Source organism: Maricaulis sp. ABE4_448 (genome assembly GCF_056160825.1).
The window spans coordinates 196963-211553 of record NZ_JBSWXX010000001.1 but is presented as its reverse complement, the minus strand read 5'-3'; the positions used below and the strand labels follow the sequence as shown (position 1 = coordinate 211553).

Here is a 14591-nt window from a genome sequence, read left to right as displayed (position 1 = left end):
GCGCGCAAGACCACGCCCCGGTTCCCGGCCCGGCTGCACGCGCCGCGTCAGATCAGGCTGACCGCGCCATCGCCGGGGACCCAGGCCGCGCGATGATGCACCGGAAGCCGCCCCGGCGCGACCAGAAACAGATCATAGCGTACAAACAGCGCGCGGAAGCGGGCATCGTGCCGGGCAAGCCAGAGACTGGCCGCCCGTTCGATGCGCTGGCGCTGGCGCGGACCGACGGAGTCCCGCGCTTCGGCGACCGACGCGCGCAGCTTGACCTCGATGAAGGCGATGTATTCACCGCGGCAGGCAACGAGATCCACCTCGCCGGCCGGTGTGCGGGCGCGGCGGTCGAGCAGGCGATAGCCCTTGGCCGCCAGCCAGGCCATGGCCAGCCATTCCGCCCAGCGGCCGCGCGCTTCTGCCGCCTGCCGGGCCCGGCTCACCCCTTCTCCCGCAGCGCCAGGGCGCGGGCATAGACATCGCGTTTGGCCCAGCCGGACTGGGCGGCGATCTCTGCCGCGGCATCCTTGACCCGCATCTCGGCGAGCACGCGCTTGAGTGCTGCATCGATGCGCGCTTCGTCCCAGCCGCTCTCGCTGGGCGGTCCGATCACGATCACGACCTCGCCGCGCGGCGGGCCGGCCTCGGCATAATATTCCGCCAGCCCGGCGAGCGTGCCGCGGCGCGCTTCCTCGTGCAGCTTGGTCAGTTCGCGGCAGACGGCGGCCGGCCGGTCGCCCAGCACCTTTGCCATGCTCGCCAGACAGGCTGGCAGGCGCGACGCCCCCTCATAGACAACCAGACTGCCCGGCGACCGGCCCATTTGCGCCAGCCAGGTCTCGCGGGCACCGGTCTTGGGCGGAGGGAAGCCGGCAAAGGTGAAACAATCGGTCGGCAGGCCGGCAATAGCCAGCGCCGCCAGTACCGCGGACGCGCCGGGGATCGCGATCACCGGGTGACCGGCCGCGATGACCTCGCGCGCCAGCTTGAAGCCGGGATCGGAGACGAGGGGCGTGCCCGCATCGGAGACCAGCGCGATCCGCTTGCCCGCTTCCAGCGCCGCCAGGATGTGCGGCCGGACCTTCTCGCCATTATGGTCGTGATAAGGCTGCAGTTCGGCCCGGATGCCATAGGCGTCGAGCAGGCGGCGGGTGACACGGGTGTCCTCGGCCAGAACGGTCTCGGCGGCTGCGAGTACGTCGAGCGCGCGCAGGGTGATGTCGCGCAAATTCCCGATCGGGGTGGAAACCAGATAAAGGCCCGGCTCCAGTGCTTGCCCCTTTCCACCCGGCCAGATAGCTTCGCGAGAAATGTCACCGGGTAGTCCGCTCATGCCGTCCGTCATTCTTTCGCGTTTTCATTCCTGTCTTTCCAACATGACACAAAGTGCGGGCTTGCGCGCCTTCGCTGTCATCGGCCTTGTCGGCATCGCCGTGGCAGCCTGCAGCACCACGCCGCCTCCGCCCCCGCCGCCGGTCCAGCAACCACCCGTCACGCAACCTGAGCCGGAGCCCACGCCGGAGCCTGAACCCGAGCCGGAGTTACGCACCGGGCTCATCCCGCCGCACATGGCCGATCGCGATCTCGTTCGTGTCGCCGTCCTGCTGCCCTTCTCGGCCGAGAATGCCGGTGCTCGCGCCGAGGCCCTGCGCCTGCTGCGCGCCGCGGAACTGGCCCTGTTCGAGCGCGGCAGCGGCAATCTCCTGATGATCCCCAAGGATACCCAGGGCACGCCCGAAGGCGCCCGCGCCGCCGCACTTGCCGCAGCCGGCGATGGTGCCGACATGATTATCGGCCCGCTGTTCGGCCCGGCCGTTTCAGGTGCCGCCTCGATTGCGCGCCAGGCCAATATTCCGGTGATCGCCTTCACCACGGACACCACGGTGGCAGGCGACGGCGTCTACCTGATGAGCTTCCCGCCGGAGATCGAAGTCGCCCGGATTGTGGAATACGCATCCCGCCAGGGCGTCGAACGCTTTGCTTATCTGGGCCCGCAGGACCGTTACGGGATGGCAGTCTATGATGCCCTGCAGAACAGCGCCGGGCAGAATGGCGGCTATGTCGCCGCGGATTCCTTCTATACGGGCGATGTGGAAGCCATGGCCCGGGCCTCCTCACGCCTGGCCAGCGGTGTCTTCGAGCCGCTCACCCCGGAAGACGCGCTCGAGTTGCAACGCCAGGAATGGGTGCCGGATCCGGACGCCGCTTTCCAGGCCGTGATCCTGCCGGAAGGCAGTACCCGCCTGCGGGCCCTGGGCCCGCTGCTGGTCTCGCAGAATGTCGATCCGCTGGTCGTACGCTTCCTGGGCACCGGGCTGTGGAACGATCCGGAATTGCTGCGCGAGCCGGCGCTGCATGGCGGCTGGTTTGCCGGCCCCGACCAGGCCGCGCGTGAGCGCTTCGAAACGGCCTATCGCGACGCCTATGACAGCCCGCCCTCACGCATCGCCAGCCTGGCCTATGACGCCATGGCCCTGGCGGCACACCTCGATGGCGGCGAGCGCGGCTTCTCGCGCGCGGCGATCGAGGAGGAGCAGGGCTTCATGGGCGCGGACGGCCTGTTCCGTTTCCGTACTGACGGGCTGATCGAGCGCGGTCTGGCGATTTTCGAGATCCGCCCCCGCGGCCTGCGCGAGATCGAACCCGCACCGCTGAGCTTCGAACCGCAGGCCTTCTAGGGTACAAGTTCGCCGGACACGCCGTCGGCCAGGAGACGGCCGGCGGCCGTCAGGCGTATCCGGGAACCGGCCTGGTCCACCATGCCCTGGCCCATCATGCGCGCCAGCCCGTCCGGGTCGGCCCCGCCGCCTGTGGTGGCGCGCAGATGATCGACCTCCAGCCCGTCCGCCAGCCGCATTCCCATCAGGATGCGTTCGGCGATCTCGTCCGCCACTGAAAGCGCCTCCTCGCCCGCAATGCCGGTACCGGTCTCTGCGACACGGCGGATATAGTCGGCCGGCCGCCGGGCGGCCTCTGTCGCCGCACGTCCGCCGGCGCTCGCCCGGCCGATCCGGCCATGAGCGCCCGGACCGATACCGATCCAGTCACCGCCTTCCCAGTAGAGCCGGTTATGCACCGACTGGTCGGCACGGCTGCGCGCATGATTGGAGATTTCATAGCCCTCAAACCCGGCCGCAGCGCACAGGCTTTCGGTCAGTTCGTAGAGGTCGGCGGCAAAGTCCGGCAGCGCGTCCAGCTGTTCGCCGCGGCCGGCGCGCTTTCCGAAAGCCGTACCCGGCTCGATGGTCAGCTGGTAGGGCGAGATATGCCCGGCACCGCTGGCCAGTGCCTCGCCCAGCTCGGCTGCCCAGTCGTCCGCCGTCTGGCCCGCGCGGGCATAAATCATGTCGAGCGAGACGCGGGTGAAGTCGCGCTGGGCTGCGTCGATCGCCCGGCGCGCCAGTGACGCGTCATGGTCGCGGCCGAGCGAGACCAGCGCCTTGTCGTCAAAGCTCTGCACGCCCAGCGACAGCCGGTTGATACCCGCCGAGGCCATGCCGGAAAATCCGTCGATATCCTTGGGATTGGCTTCCAGCCCGATTTCCGCGCCGCCGGCGAAGCCCCACAGACGCTCCGCCTCACCGATCACGGCGGCGAGCTGTTGCGGGGTCATCAAGGATGGCGTGCCGCCGCCGAAATGCAGGCTGGCGAGCGGCCGGGCACCGGTGCGGGCACGCCAGTGCGCCATATCGGCCAGCATCGCCGCCAGAAGCGCCTCGTCATCGCCCTTCGGCCGGTAGACGTTGAAATCGCAATAGGGGCAGATCCGGGCACAGTAGGGCCAGTGCACATACAGCCCCAGTGCATTGCCGAGGCCAGGGGCCGGCCCCTCGCTCACGATCCGAATTCCGCTGCGATCATCGCGGCCAGGGCCCGGGCACGATGGCTGAGGGCGCGCTTCTCTTCCGGCGCCATCTCGCCGAACGTCCGGCTCTCTCCGGCCGGGCAGAAGACCGGGTCATAGCCGAAACCGCCCGTGCCGCGTGGCGGCCAGACGATACTGCCGGTCACTTCACCGCGATAATGGCTGAGCGTTCCGTCGGGACGGGCGAGGGCAATCACGCTGACAAAACGCGCGGTGCGGTCGGCCGCCTCGCCAAGTTCGTCATGGACCCGCTGCATGGCCCGGCCGAAATCGCGCGGCTCGCCGGCCCAGCGGGCCGAATAGATGCCGGGTGCCCCGTCCAGCGCATCGACGGCCAGGCCGGAATCATCGGCCAGACAGGCGAGGCCCGTCGCCTCACAGGCGGCCTGTGCCTTCAGCGCAGCATTACCCTCGAATGTCGGCTCGGTTTCTTCGGGTTCAGGAAGATCGAGTTCGGCAGCGCTTTTCAGGACAATTCCACGGGGTGCGAGAATGTCCCGCAACTCCTTGATCTTGCCCGTATTATGGCTTGCAAGAACCCAGGTTTCACCGTCAGAAATCGCCATTATTCCGGTCCTCTTTTATCGCCTTTCGAAAAATTCATATCGAAAAACGATATTTTTCGCTTGCGCACCCGCCGCCTCTCGTTTATCGATAAACAACAAGGACGGGAGACACCGTCCCGCGTACCACGAATGACAACGGTAATTGGTCAGATTAAAGCAGAAAGGAAACAGTCAAATGGTCAGGTCCGGAAATTCGAGCATGCAGGTCATCGCGTCCATCGCGGTCAATGCCATGCTGCTGATCGCGGTTGCTGCCGGCGCGTTCTACGCGATTGCACCGGTTGCTGCATGATTGCTACTGACGGGTGAGGCCTGACGGGCGGACGCGCCGCTCACAGGCCTCATTCGCAAGCCGCATTGCCTATGGGAAGGGGCGGGCATGAAAACACTGGGCCAAGGATCGCTCGCATCCATTGTGAAGATCATCCTGGATGTCGTCTGGTATCTGGGCTGGGTCCTGCTGAGTTTCGCCGCGCTGGTCCTGCTGGCTGCCGCTGCCACGCTCGTCATGGATTTTCTCGGCTATTCGCCGGGTGTTGTCACAGAGCTTTTCCAGTCGATCCGCGAACACGGCTGGCTTTTCCCGCTGCTGGTCACCGAGATCATCGCCTTCATGATCGTGATCGACCGGCTGCGCCGCATTTCCTCGACCCTGATCGCGGGCGATCCCTTTGTGCCGGAAAACGCCGGACATCTGCGGGTCATTGCGATCGCCATCGGCGGCTACCAGGTTCTGCGTCACGTCACGCAGGGGGCCGTTGCGATGCTGCTGACGATCATGGATCAGCCCGTTCTGGGCGGTCTGGAACTCAAGGCGACGGCGAATATCGACCTGGGCGCCTGGTTCGCGGTGATCGCGCTGCTGGTACTGGCGGAGATCTTCCGCGAAGGTGCGAAAATGCGCCAAGAACAAAAACTCACGATTTAGGGAGGCGCCGCTTATGCCCATTCGCGTCACCCTGGACCGTATGCTCCTCGAGCGCCGCATGTCGCTGACCGAATTGTGCGACCGTGTCGGCATCACCATGGCCAACCTGTCCATCCTCAAGACAGGCAAGGCCAAGGCCGTGCGCTTCTCCACGCTGGAAGCGCTGTGCCGCGAACTCGACTGCCAGCCGGGCGACTTGCTGAGCTTCGATGATGATGAGGATGAAGACGGGCGCGACGCCGCCGAATAGGCGCGAAAACCCTGGCAGAACACGAAACTTCGCCGTCCCTCATACCGGCGAAGCAGACGGCGGGGGTGGGCCTGCACGGTAGACCCTCCCTCAAGAGGGGCCCTTCCCAAAGAGCCCGTGCGGGCCATTTCCAGCCCCCCAGCGCACTCCCGCCGTCTGTCTCTTACGCGGCTTCAAGCGAAGCCCGGGACGCAGAATAGCCCGCTGATCCCTCGTGACAAGCCGCACAACTTGAACACCACAGCCTGAAGCCGCATGATCCCGATGAAACGCGCCATGATTGATGCGCCGGAGGGATATGATGGACTCGACCATAGCGGTAGCCGGGCTGTTCTTGCTTATGCAATCAAATGCTTATCTGGCAGATCAACAGGTGTCGCTGACGCCGGACGGGGAAGACGGGTGCACGCTCGAGGCACACGACTACTGTCGCCTCATCGGCGCCATCGATCTACAGGCCGCCGAGGCACGACTGGCCGAGACAAACCAGACTTTCTGGCGCGAGGGCGACACCCTGTTTATCGCCGCGCGGCGATCGCCCGACACGGACCAGGTGCGCATGTGCTGTGCCCTCCAGACCGATATGGAGCTTCTGGGCGATGGCATCTGGGGCGTGGCCTACCAATTGTCGCGAATTGACGAGGCTTTCGTCGAAGTCTGGCCGGCACCCCTTCTGGACCAGGATGAGCTGGTATGGCGGGACCGGCCGGTCTATCGCGGCCCACACTCTCTGCCGCCGGTCGAGAGTGTGCCTGACGACGCGCTTCGCGGACGCTTGGAGATGGTTGAGCTGGAAAGCGAAGCGCTTGGAAAACCGCGTAGAGTGACCGTCTACGTTCCCCACGGCTCAGATCCATCAACGCCACTGCCTGTTGCCTATGTCGCTGATGGCGGGAATGTTTACAGCTACGGCCCCATAGCCGAAGCCTTGGCAGATACCTGCACGGCCGCGCCTGTCATACTGGTCGGCCTCTGGAATGAAGACCCCGGTCCAGAAGAAGAACGCTCCCCGTCCGAATTGCGGGCCGCAGATTATCTGTGGGGTTTTGACCCCGACCGCTTCAGCGCGCACGACGCCTTCCTGCTGGAGGATGTCATGCCGTTGGCGGAGAGCCATTTCGGAGCCTCGGCCGACCCACGGGACCGGATGTTGTCCGGCAGTTCGAACGGCGCTGCCTGGGCTGTTTCGACTGCGCTGCTGCACCCCGAAATGTTTGCAACCGTGAGTGCCGCATCGCTCGGCTGGATCGAAGCCCTCGACGCCGCCGAGATCCCGGATGATCGCGTCATCTTCCACATCAGCGCCGGATACTACGAGCCCCGTTTCCTGCCCGACAGCGAAGCTGCGGTCGAACAAATCAACGCGGCAGGCGGCACCGCCCACCTGACACGCTATGTTTCGGGCCATTCACCATTGGCCTACGAACAGCAGTTCGCGCGCGCGCTGGCAGCAACCTTCCCGGCAGACGAGGACTGCGTGCCGCAATCCGCAGAATAGCCGCCACACCGCTTTCCCCCCGGAATGCGCTGGGTGCCTCCTGGAAAGTGAAAAGGGCCCTACCCTTTCAACGCCGCCAGCTGTGCCGCGCACAGGTCGGTCACGCCGGCCTTGGCGAGGGCGAAGAGGTCGTGGAAATCGCTTTCCGGGATCGGCTTGTCCTCGGCGGTTGCCTGGATCTCGACAATGCCGCCGGTATTGGTGAGGACGAAATTGGCGTCGGCCCCGGCGCGGCGGTCTTCCTCGTATTCCAGATCGAGACGGGTCTCGCCGTCGACCACGCCGCAGGAGATGGCGGCGAGCTGGCCGTGCACCGGATCGGCTTTCAGCAGGCCTTCCTCGATCAGATAGCCGGTGGCCTGTTTCAGGGCGACCCAGGCGCCGGTGATGGCCGCGGTGCGGGTGCCGCCATCGGCCTGGATGACATCGCAGTCGACGGTGATCTGGCGTTCGCCCAAGGCCTTGAGGTCGACGACGGCGCGCAGGGAACGGCCGATCAGGCGCTGGATTTCCTGGGTGCGGCCGGACTGTTTGCCCGCCGCCGCCTCGCGGCGTCCCCGTGTGTGCGTGGCACGCGGCAGCATGCCGTACTCCGCCGTCACCCAGCCCTTGCCGCCACCGCGCAGCCACGGCGGAACACTGTCTTCGATACTGGCAGTGCACAGCACATGCGTACCGCCGAAGCGGGCCATGCAGGAGCCTTCGGCATAGACGGAAACACCGGCTTCCAGGCTGATCTCGCGCATTGCGTCACGGGCGCGTCCGAAGGGTCTCATGCATCTCTCCACGTCTTGATACCGGCCGCTCCTAGCGGCATGTGCGCATCGCTTCAAGCGCCGCGGCAGGGATCGCAGACAGGAATAGAGAATTGAACCGGCGCAAAGCGGCGATTAATTGAGAGGCATGGCTGATATGCGACCCGAATCGACCCTGGCGGCCCTGGACGGACGGATGCGCACGATCTTTCGCGAGATCGTGGAAGCCTATCTGCGCTCCGGTGAGCCCGTCGGTTCGCGCACCCTGTCGCAGACCGGCAATCTGTCACTGTCGCCGGCCTCGATCCGCAACACCATGGCCGACCTGGCGCATATGGGCCTGCTGACCGCACCGCATTCCAGCGCCGGCCGCATGCCGACCCATGCCGGTCTGCGCCTGTTCGTCGACGGGCTGTTGCAGGTCGGCCAGCTGACCGAGGACGAGCGCAAGGCGATCGAAGGCAAGGTGACGCGTACCGGCCGGACCCAGCAGGACCTCTTGTCCGAAGCCTCCTCCCTGCTGTCGGGCCTGGCGGGCGGCGCCGGCCTGGTGGTTACGCCCAAGCGCGAAGCCCCGCTGCGGCATGTCGAATTCGTGCCGCTCTCCCCGCAGGAAGTGCTGGCCGTGCTCGTCTTCGAGGACGGCACGGTGGAGAACCGGCTGATGCACGCGCCGGACGGCATGCCGCCGGTCACACTGATCGAGGCCGGCAATTATCTTTCGGCCCGGCTGAAGGGACGCTCGCTTGCCGAGGCGCGCAAGGCGATCGAGGCCGAGATCGCCCAGCGCCGCTCGCAGCTGGACAGCGCCGCCGAGGACCTCGTCAAGCAGGGCCTGGCCGACTGGTCCGGCGGCTCGGCCGAGCGCGCCCTGATCGTGCGCGGCCAGGCGCGGCTGCTGGAAAGTGTCGATGCCGCCGGCGATCTGGAACGCATCCGCCTGCTGTTCGAGGACATCGAGCGCAAGGAAGAGCTGATCACCCTGCTGGACAAGGCCCGCGACGGCGATGGCGTGCGCCTGTTCATCGGAGCCGAGAACCCGCTCTTCAGTCTGTCGGGTTCAAGCGTGATCGTGGCTCCCTATATGAACTCGGAACAGGAAATCATCGGGGCGCTGGGTGTAATTGGCCCCACCCGTTTGAACTATGCGCGTGTTATCCCCCTGGTTGACTACACCGCACGCGTTGTCGGGCAGATCCTCGACGGCGCGCGATCTTGAGAGTGAAGACGAATGAGCGAGACCGACAAGACCCCGCAGGACGAGCTGGACATGGACGCCTCGAAGAATCCCGAGGCGGCAGCCGAAGGCGATGAGGCGGATACCGGCGCGAGCGAAACCTCGACCGAGGATGTCATCGCCAAGCTGACCGCCGAAATCGACGCCTTGCGCGACGACAAGCTGCGCGCGCTGGCCGATGCCCAGAACACGCGGCGCCGGGCGGAGAAGGAAGTCGCCGATGCGCGCGCCTATTCCGTCTCCAGCTTTGCCAAGGACATTCTCGACGTGGCCGACAATCTCTCCCGCGCCGTGGGCGCTGTGGACGAGGCGGCCCTCGCCGATGCCCCGGACGCGGTGAAAAACCTCGTCGAAGGCGTGGCGATGACGGAAAAGGCGCTGCTATCCAAGATGGAGCGTCACGGGGTGAAGAAGATCGACCCGCAGCCGGGCGATGCCTTCAACCCGCATCATCACCAGGCCGTCGCCCAGATCCCGTCCGAGCACGCCAATGGCACGATCGCGGCCGTCATGCAGACCGGCTATCTGATCGGCGACCGCACCCTGCGCGCTGCCATGGTGGCCGTGTCCGCCGGCGGCGGCCATGGCGAGGGCGGAAGTCCCGGCGGCAATGGCGTCGACGTCACGGCCTGACCGGACCGCGGATCAAACATCGCCTGTTTTCGCCGGGCCCCCTCGCAAGGGGCGCGGCGGCAGTCCATGATAGCCGCGTGATGAAACGGGGTTGAAAATCATGTCGATGCTGCCGCAATGGGCGATGGACGCGCTGAACATCCTGACCCAGCTCTTCATCCTGGCGCTGGGGGCTGCGGCGCTGGCGATGATCGCCCTGTATATCGCCGACCGGGCCCAGACCGCCGATGCGGTGCGCCGCAACTATCCCCTGGTTGGCCGCTTCCGTAACCTGTTCACCACGCTGGGCGAGTTCTTCCGCCAGTATTTCTTCGCCATGGACCGGGAGGAACTGCCCTTCAACCGGGCCGAGCGCGACTGGGTTTACCGGTCGGCCCGGGGTGAGGGCGGCACCGTGCCGTTCGGCTCCACCAAGCCGATGGACAAGGTCGGTACGGCGCTCTTCGTCAATTGCGCCTTCCCGCTGCTCGACGATCATGCCGCCGCGACCGAACCCCTGCGCATCGGGCCGCATGCCCGCGCGCCTTATGATGCGCCCTCTTTCTTCAATATTTCCGGCATGAGCTATGGCGCCCTGTCGAAGCCGGCGGTGCAGGCGCTCTCGCGTGGCGCCGCGAAGGCGGGGATCTGGCTGAACACCGGCGAGGGCGGGCTCTCGCCCTGGCACCTGGAAGGTGGCTGCGACATCGTCTTCCAGATCGGCACCGCCAAGTATGGCGTGCGCAATGCAGCCGGCGGACTGGATGACCAGCGCCTGCGCGACATGGCGGCCATAGAGGCTGTGAAAATGTTCGAGCTGAAGCTCTCCCAGGGCGCCAAGCCGGGCAAGGGCGGCATCCTGCCGGCAGAGAAGGTGACGGCGGAAGTCGCGGAGATCCGGGGCATTCCGGTCGGCGCGGCCTCGATCTCGCCGAACCGCCACCCCGAATTCGACGATGTCGACGGCCTCCTAGACATGATCGGGCATATCCGCGAGGTCACCGGCAAGCCGGTGGGGCTGAAGGCAGTGATCGGCGCCTATGGCTGGATCGAGGATATGTGCGAGGCGATCACGCGCCGCGGTGCCGAATGCGCGCCGGATTTCTTCACCATCGACAGCGGCGATGGCGGCACGGGCGCAGCGCCGATGGCGCTGATGGACAATGTCGGCCTGACGATCCGCGAGAGCCTGCCCATGGTGGTCGATATTCTCGAGCGCTACGGCCTGCGCGACCGGGTGCGGGTGATCGCGACCGGCAAGCTGCTCGTTCCCGGCGCGGTTGCCTGGGCCCTGGCAGCGGGCGCCGATTTCGTGCAGTGCGGCCGCGGTTTCATGTTCTCGCTAGGCTGTATCCAGGCGATGAAATGCCATCGCAATACCTGCCCGACCGGTGTCACCACGCACGACAAGCGCCTGCAGCGCGGTCTCGTGGTCACTGACAAGGCCGAACGCGTCGCGCGCTATGCCGACACGATCCGCAGCCATGTCGAGATGATCGCGCATTCCTGCGGTGTCGCCGAACCGCGGCAATTGCGCCGCAAGCATGTGCGGATCGTCCAGGAGCACGGCCGTTCACTGCCGATGACGGCAATCGACTTCATGCCGCCGCCGGATGGCCGCAACCGTCCCGGCGACATGCCCTCCCAGCCCTGACGAAAGCGTAATCAGCCCTACACGGGCGTGACAGGCCTCGACCGCCAGTTTGACAGAATTGATCTGTCTTTTGGGGGACGCAGACATGCTGGGGCTGATCGCACTTCTCGCGCTTGAGGCGCCGCCGGCGGAACCGCTGGCGCTCTACGCCCGCGCCCGGCAGACCATCGAGACCCATGGCGACGCACTCTGGCCGGGCCTCGCCGACGCGCCCTTCCGGATGCTGCTGAACGATGGCGAGCGGGAGTTTCTGGTGTGCGGCGGCACGCCGGACGGGTTCGAACCGGCCGGCACGGACCCGGCGACCGGCTGTTCGCTCGCCTCTCGCGAGGCCCGGTTCGGGCCGAACCTGCTGGCCACTTTCCCGCTGTTCGGAGTCAGCACGATCGTGATCGGCACGCCGGATCAGACCGGGCAGACCCCGCGCGCCTGGCAGCAGATCGTCCTGCACGAGCACATGCACCAGTTCCAGGACAGCCATCCGGCCGCCAGCTATGCCGCCGTTCAGGCGCTTGACCTGCATGGCGGTGACGAGACCGGCATGTGGATGCTGAACTATCCTTTCGCCTACGACAATCCGGCGACCGCTGAAGCCGCACGCACCCTGGCCGATGCCGCACTCGCCGCGCTGGACGCGGATGCAGACGGGTTCGACACGACCTTCAATGCCTATGCCGCCGCGCGCACGGCTTTCATCGCCGGCCTGTCGGACGCCGATACACGCTATTATGAATTCCAAGCCTGGAAAGAGGGCGTTGCACGCTGGACCGAGCTGGCCCTGGCCCGGCTCGAGGGCGACACCGAAGAGACCGTGCGCCAGAAGGCCCGCCTGCGCCGTGAATTGCGCGACCTGTCACTGCCGGACTGGCGGCGTGTCGCCTTCTATGCGCTTGGCTCGGCCGACGCCGAACTGCTCGAGCGCCGGGGCGCAGACTGGCGGGCGGGCTATTTCGATCAGCCCTTCCAGCTCGGCACCCATTTTGTCTCTGCCGGCACCCGCTGAACCGGCACCGGCAGAGATCTGTACCGGCAAGATCAGCAGGCGCGGTATTCGCCATCGCGCCAATAGGTGCAGCCGTCACGCTCGTCGACATAGTATTCGCGGCGCGCGCGCTCATCATAATAGAGGCGGGAATGGCTGGGATTACTCTGGTTCCAGGCACAGCCGCCCTGCGACCGGCAACCGGCATAGGCACCGCCCGCTGCACCGATCACGCCACCGATGATGGCACCCGTCTGGGCATCGCCGGAACCGGTATTATTGCCAATGATGGCGCCCGCCGCCGCGCCCAGCGCACCGCCGGTGATCGCGCCCTGCGACGTCGCCCCACAGGCCGTCAGGCCCAGTGCGAGAACACTTACTGCAAACGCTTTCGAGATCATGCTCGTCTCCCTGTCACACCCGGCGCGGTCCGGCCATGTGCCGGGGCATCGCGAACGGGTGGAGAGGCCATTCTGACCGCAATTGCATGACTGCGCCATGAACCGATAGGTCGCAGAACGCACAAAAACGCCGGGAGCGGAAACTCCCGGCGTTCGACCGGCAAGGGGTACCGGTGATGTTGGTGGCGTGCGATGTCTAGCAGGCGCGGTATTCGCCATTGCGCCAATAGGTGCAGCCATCGCGGTCGTTGACATAGTAATACCGGTTGGCGCGGCGATCGAGATAGAGCTGCGAATGGTTGGAATTGCTCTCATTCCAACGGCAACCACCCTCCTCGCGGCACCCGGCATAAGCGCCGGCTGCGGCACCCACGGCACCGCCGATCAGGGCACCGGTCTGGGCGTCGCCCGAGCCGGTATTGTTACCGATAATCGCGCCCGCTGCCGCGCCCATGGCGCCGCCTGCAGCCGCATTTCGCGTGGTGGCACCGCAAGCCGTAACGGTCAGGGCGGCAGCACTGACGATCAGAAGTGTCTTCATCATGGCGTCCAGTCTCCCGTGTGTTGTTCAACACTGGTTACAACGCCCGGACGCAGGACCCGTTCCATGGACGCACGATTTCACCCGGCCGCCGCGGTCAGGCCGGCGTCACGCGCCGCATGGTCAGATTGATGCGTCCGCCGCCGGGGAAGACGTCTTCCGGCAAGAGAGTGGACGTGCCCGGATAGATCCGGTCGACGCCGTGATAGCTGCGCCGCGACGCCCCGCCGAGCACAACGACATCGCCCGAGGACAGCACCATGGACGCTGTCTTGCCGCGCCGCGTCGTGCCGCCGATCCGGAAGCGCGCCTTGTCTCCCAGCGAGACCGAGACGACCGCCGCATCGGTTGCCGCCTCGTCGCTGTCGACATGCAGGCCCATGCGGCTGCCCGGCGCATACCAGTTCACCAGGCAGGCCTCGGGCGGCGCGGGATAACCGGACACGGAATTCCACAGTTCCAGCAGGGCGGCCGGCAGGGGCGGCCAGGATGCGCCGGTTTCCGGATGCGCGGCCTCATAGCGATAGCCGCGCCGGTCAGTGACCCATCCCAGCGGGCCGAAATTCGTCATCTCCACGGAGAGGGGCTGGCCCGTGCGCGGCATGGAGGGCCGCCAGAAAGGCGCTGTCGCCGCCGCCTCGACAACAGCCGCCATCAGGTCCGACTGGGCCTGGCGATCAAAATGACCGGGCAGAAAGCGAAAACCGGGCAGAGGCGGGGCGGGCTCGTCCATGCCCCCAACGTGGCGTGCCGCGGGCCGCGCTTCCACCCGGAATTCACCCCCGGACATCCCGGATACCGGCCGCCGGCGGACGCGTTGCTGCGACACCCGCCGGCGGCCGTCCCAAACGCCTAACGCGCGCCGGAACCGGTAAAGTCGAGCCGGATCTCGCCATTGTTCAGCTGGACATTGCGGGATTCCCGGCGGCCGTCCGGGTAGACCACCTCGACGAAGGCCTCGGTGTAGACCGTGTTCATGCTGGTCGAGAATTCGCCGGGCGAACCCACGCCGGGACGATGGCGGGTAACGTGAAATGTGTGCTCCAGCGGTGTCGTGCCGATGAAGTTCATGTTCGTCGTGTCCCGGCCGGCGGGGATCGAGCCCATCACATCCATCGAATTGACCCCGACCGAGCGGTGGCCGGACAGCGACATGTACACTTCTGCACCCGGTTCGGGCGTCGTGACGATGAAGGTCTGCTGCGGCAGAATCACCGAACAGGCCGACATAATTAATGAGACAGCTGCGACAACGGGCAGCATCAGGCGTCGGGCAATCATTATCCCCCCTCGGGCCGTCCGGCCCTGTCC

General features: G+C 66.2%; 17 protein-coding genes. 8 read left to right on the top strand and 9 right to left on the bottom strand.

Features of this window, described 5'->3' with window-relative positions:
• Positions 1–47: 47 nt before the first annotated feature.
• Positions 48–434 (bottom strand): YraN family protein, encoded by a 387-nt coding sequence (locus ACXAJV_RS01105; RefSeq protein WP_475080947.1) that lies wholly within the window; start codon positions 432–434, stop codon positions 48–50.
• Positions 431–1324, bottom strand: a complete 894-nt coding sequence (rsmI, locus tag ACXAJV_RS01100) for a 16S rRNA (cytidine(1402)-2'-O)-methyltransferase (protein WP_475080945.1) — start codon at positions 1322–1324, stop codon at positions 431–433. Before rsmI ends, ACXAJV_RS01105 begins: the two co-directional genes overlap by 4 nt.
• A 235-nt stretch (positions 1325–1559) precedes the next feature.
• On the opposite strand from rsmI, the gene ACXAJV_RS01095 reads away from it, so the two are divergent.
• Positions 1560–2669 (top strand): penicillin-binding protein activator, encoded by a 1110-nt coding sequence (locus ACXAJV_RS01095; protein WP_475080943.1) that lies wholly within the window; start codon positions 1560–1562, stop codon positions 2667–2669.
• Here ACXAJV_RS01095 and hemW read toward each other — a convergent pair.
• Positions 2666–3829: a radical SAM family heme chaperone HemW gene (gene hemW / locus ACXAJV_RS01090; protein WP_475080941.1), complete on the bottom strand. Its 1164-nt coding sequence runs from the start codon at positions 3827–3829 to the stop codon at positions 2666–2668. The two genes, ACXAJV_RS01095 and hemW, sit on opposite strands and share 4 nt — an antisense overlap.
• On the bottom strand, positions 3826–4422 hold the full coding sequence (rdgB, locus tag ACXAJV_RS01085) for an RdgB/HAM1 family non-canonical purine NTP pyrophosphatase (RefSeq protein WP_475080938.1): 597 nt from the start codon (positions 4420–4422) through the stop codon (positions 3826–3828). The genes hemW and rdgB overlap by 4 nt, the downstream gene beginning before the upstream one ends.
• Positions 4423–4801: 379 nt before the next feature.
• Here rdgB and ACXAJV_RS01080 point away from each other — a divergent pair, with 379 nt between their 5' ends.
• The 3 genes from ACXAJV_RS01080 to ACXAJV_RS01070 all read left to right on the top strand — a co-directional run bounded on the left by ACXAJV_RS01080 (position 4802) and on the right by ACXAJV_RS01070 (position 7098).
• Positions 4802–5350: a DUF2975 domain-containing protein gene (locus ACXAJV_RS01080; protein ID WP_475080936.1), complete on the top strand. Its 549-nt coding sequence runs from the start codon at positions 4802–4804 to the stop codon at positions 5348–5350.
• 13 nt (positions 5351–5363) lie between these two features.
• Complete coding sequence (locus ACXAJV_RS01075) at positions 5364–5600, top strand: helix-turn-helix domain-containing protein (protein ID WP_271187999.1); 237 nt, start codon at positions 5364–5366, stop codon at positions 5598–5600.
• 301 nt (positions 5601–5901) lie between these two features.
• Entirely contained in the window at positions 5902–7098 is a 1197-nt protein-coding gene (locus tag ACXAJV_RS01070; RefSeq protein ID WP_475080934.1) for an alpha/beta hydrolase, read from the top strand.
• 59 nt (positions 7099–7157) lie between these two features.
• Here ACXAJV_RS01070 and rph read toward each other — a convergent pair whose 3' ends face one another.
• A complete protein-coding gene (gene rph, locus ACXAJV_RS01065) occupies positions 7158–7874 on the bottom strand; it encodes a ribonuclease PH (RefSeq protein ID WP_475080932.1) in 717 nt (238 codons plus the stop codon).
• 136 nt (positions 7875–8010) lie between these two features.
• Between rph and hrcA the strand changes: the two genes are divergently transcribed.
• The 4 genes from hrcA (at position 8011) to ACXAJV_RS01045 (ending at position 12359) form a co-directional block, all read left to right on the top strand.
• Positions 8011–9072 (top strand): heat-inducible transcriptional repressor HrcA, encoded by a 1062-nt coding sequence (gene hrcA, locus ACXAJV_RS01060; protein WP_475080930.1) that lies wholly within the window; start codon positions 8011–8013, stop codon positions 9070–9072.
• A 12-nt stretch (positions 9073–9084) separates the two neighbouring features.
• The gene (gene grpE / locus ACXAJV_RS01055; protein ID WP_475080928.1) at positions 9085–9723 is read left to right on the top strand and encodes a nucleotide exchange factor GrpE; all 639 of its coding nucleotides are present in this window, start codon (positions 9085–9087) and stop codon (positions 9721–9723) included.
• Positions 9724–9829: 106 nt separating this feature from the next.
• Positions 9830–11356, top strand: a complete 1527-nt coding sequence (locus ACXAJV_RS01050; RefSeq protein ID WP_475083264.1) for an FMN-binding glutamate synthase family protein — start codon at positions 9830–9832, stop codon at positions 11354–11356.
• Between the two features lie 85 nt (positions 11357–11441).
• The gene (locus tag ACXAJV_RS01045; RefSeq protein ID WP_475080926.1) at positions 11442–12359 is read left to right on the top strand and encodes a hypothetical protein; all 918 of its coding nucleotides are present in this window, start codon (positions 11442–11444) and stop codon (positions 12357–12359) included.
• A 32-nt stretch (positions 12360–12391) separates the two neighbouring features.
• Here ACXAJV_RS01045 and ACXAJV_RS01040 read toward each other — a convergent pair whose 3' ends face one another.
• The 4 genes from ACXAJV_RS01040 to ACXAJV_RS01025 form a co-directional block, all read right to left on the bottom strand.
• Positions 12392–12739, bottom strand: a complete 348-nt coding sequence (locus ACXAJV_RS01040) for a YMGG-like glycine zipper-containing protein (protein WP_475080925.1) — start codon at positions 12737–12739, stop codon at positions 12392–12394.
• 196 nt (positions 12740–12935) lie between these two features.
• A complete protein-coding gene (locus ACXAJV_RS01035) occupies positions 12936–13283 on the bottom strand; it encodes a YMGG-like glycine zipper-containing protein (protein WP_475080923.1) in 348 nt (115 codons plus the stop codon).
• A 94-nt stretch (positions 13284–13377) separates the two neighbouring features.
• The gene (locus tag ACXAJV_RS01030) at positions 13378–14013 is read right to left on the bottom strand and encodes an alpha-ketoglutarate-dependent dioxygenase AlkB (RefSeq protein WP_475080921.1); all 636 of its coding nucleotides are present in this window, start codon (positions 14011–14013) and stop codon (positions 13378–13380) included.
• A gap of 119 nt (positions 14014–14132) precedes the next feature.
• A complete protein-coding gene (locus ACXAJV_RS01025; protein WP_475080918.1) occupies positions 14133–14561 on the bottom strand; it encodes a hypothetical protein in 429 nt (142 codons plus the stop codon).
• Positions 14562–14591 lie beyond the last annotated feature (30 nt).

Coding starts and splice junctions, on each gene's coding strand:
- ACXAJV_RS01095 (WP_475080943.1), top strand. CDS start 1,560: ATGGCCGATCGCGATCTCGTTCGTGTCGCCGTCCTGCTGCCCTTCTCG.
- rdgB (WP_475080938.1), bottom strand. CDS start 4,422: ATGGCGATTTCTGACGGTGAAACCTGGGTTCTTGCAAGCCATAATACG.
- ACXAJV_RS01025 (WP_475080918.1), bottom strand. CDS start 14,561: ATGATTGCCCGACGCCTGATGCTGCCCGTTGTCGCAGCTGTCTCATTA.
- ACXAJV_RS01035 (WP_475080923.1), bottom strand. CDS start 13,283: ATGATGAAGACACTTCTGATCGTCAGTGCTGCCGCCCTGACCGTTACG.
- ACXAJV_RS01080 (WP_475080936.1), top strand. CDS start 4,802: ATGAAAACACTGGGCCAAGGATCGCTCGCATCCATTGTGAAGATCATC.
- ACXAJV_RS01040 (WP_475080925.1), bottom strand. CDS start 12,739: ATGATCTCGAAAGCGTTTGCAGTAAGTGTTCTCGCACTGGGCCTGACG.
- grpE (WP_475080928.1), top strand. CDS start 9,085: ATGAGCGAGACCGACAAGACCCCGCAGGACGAGCTGGACATGGACGCC.
- rph (WP_475080932.1), bottom strand. CDS start 7,874: ATGAGACCCTTCGGACGCGCCCGTGACGCAATGCGCGAGATCAGCCTG.
- ACXAJV_RS01070 (WP_475080934.1), top strand. CDS start 5,902: ATGGACTCGACCATAGCGGTAGCCGGGCTGTTCTTGCTTATGCAATCA.
- rsmI (WP_475080945.1), bottom strand. CDS start 1,324: ATGAGCGGACTACCCGGTGACATTTCTCGCGAAGCTATCTGGCCGGGT.
- ACXAJV_RS01050 (WP_475083264.1), top strand. CDS start 9,830: ATGCTGCCGCAATGGGCGATGGACGCGCTGAACATCCTGACCCAGCTC.
- hrcA (WP_475080930.1), top strand. CDS start 8,011: ATGCGACCCGAATCGACCCTGGCGGCCCTGGACGGACGGATGCGCACG.
- ACXAJV_RS01030 (WP_475080921.1), bottom strand. CDS start 14,013: ATGGACGAGCCCGCCCCGCCTCTGCCCGGTTTTCGCTTTCTGCCCGGT.
- ACXAJV_RS01045 (WP_475080926.1), top strand. CDS start 11,442: ATGCTGGGGCTGATCGCACTTCTCGCGCTTGAGGCGCCGCCGGCGGAA.
- ACXAJV_RS01075 (WP_271187999.1), top strand. CDS start 5,364: ATGCCCATTCGCGTCACCCTGGACCGTATGCTCCTCGAGCGCCGCATG.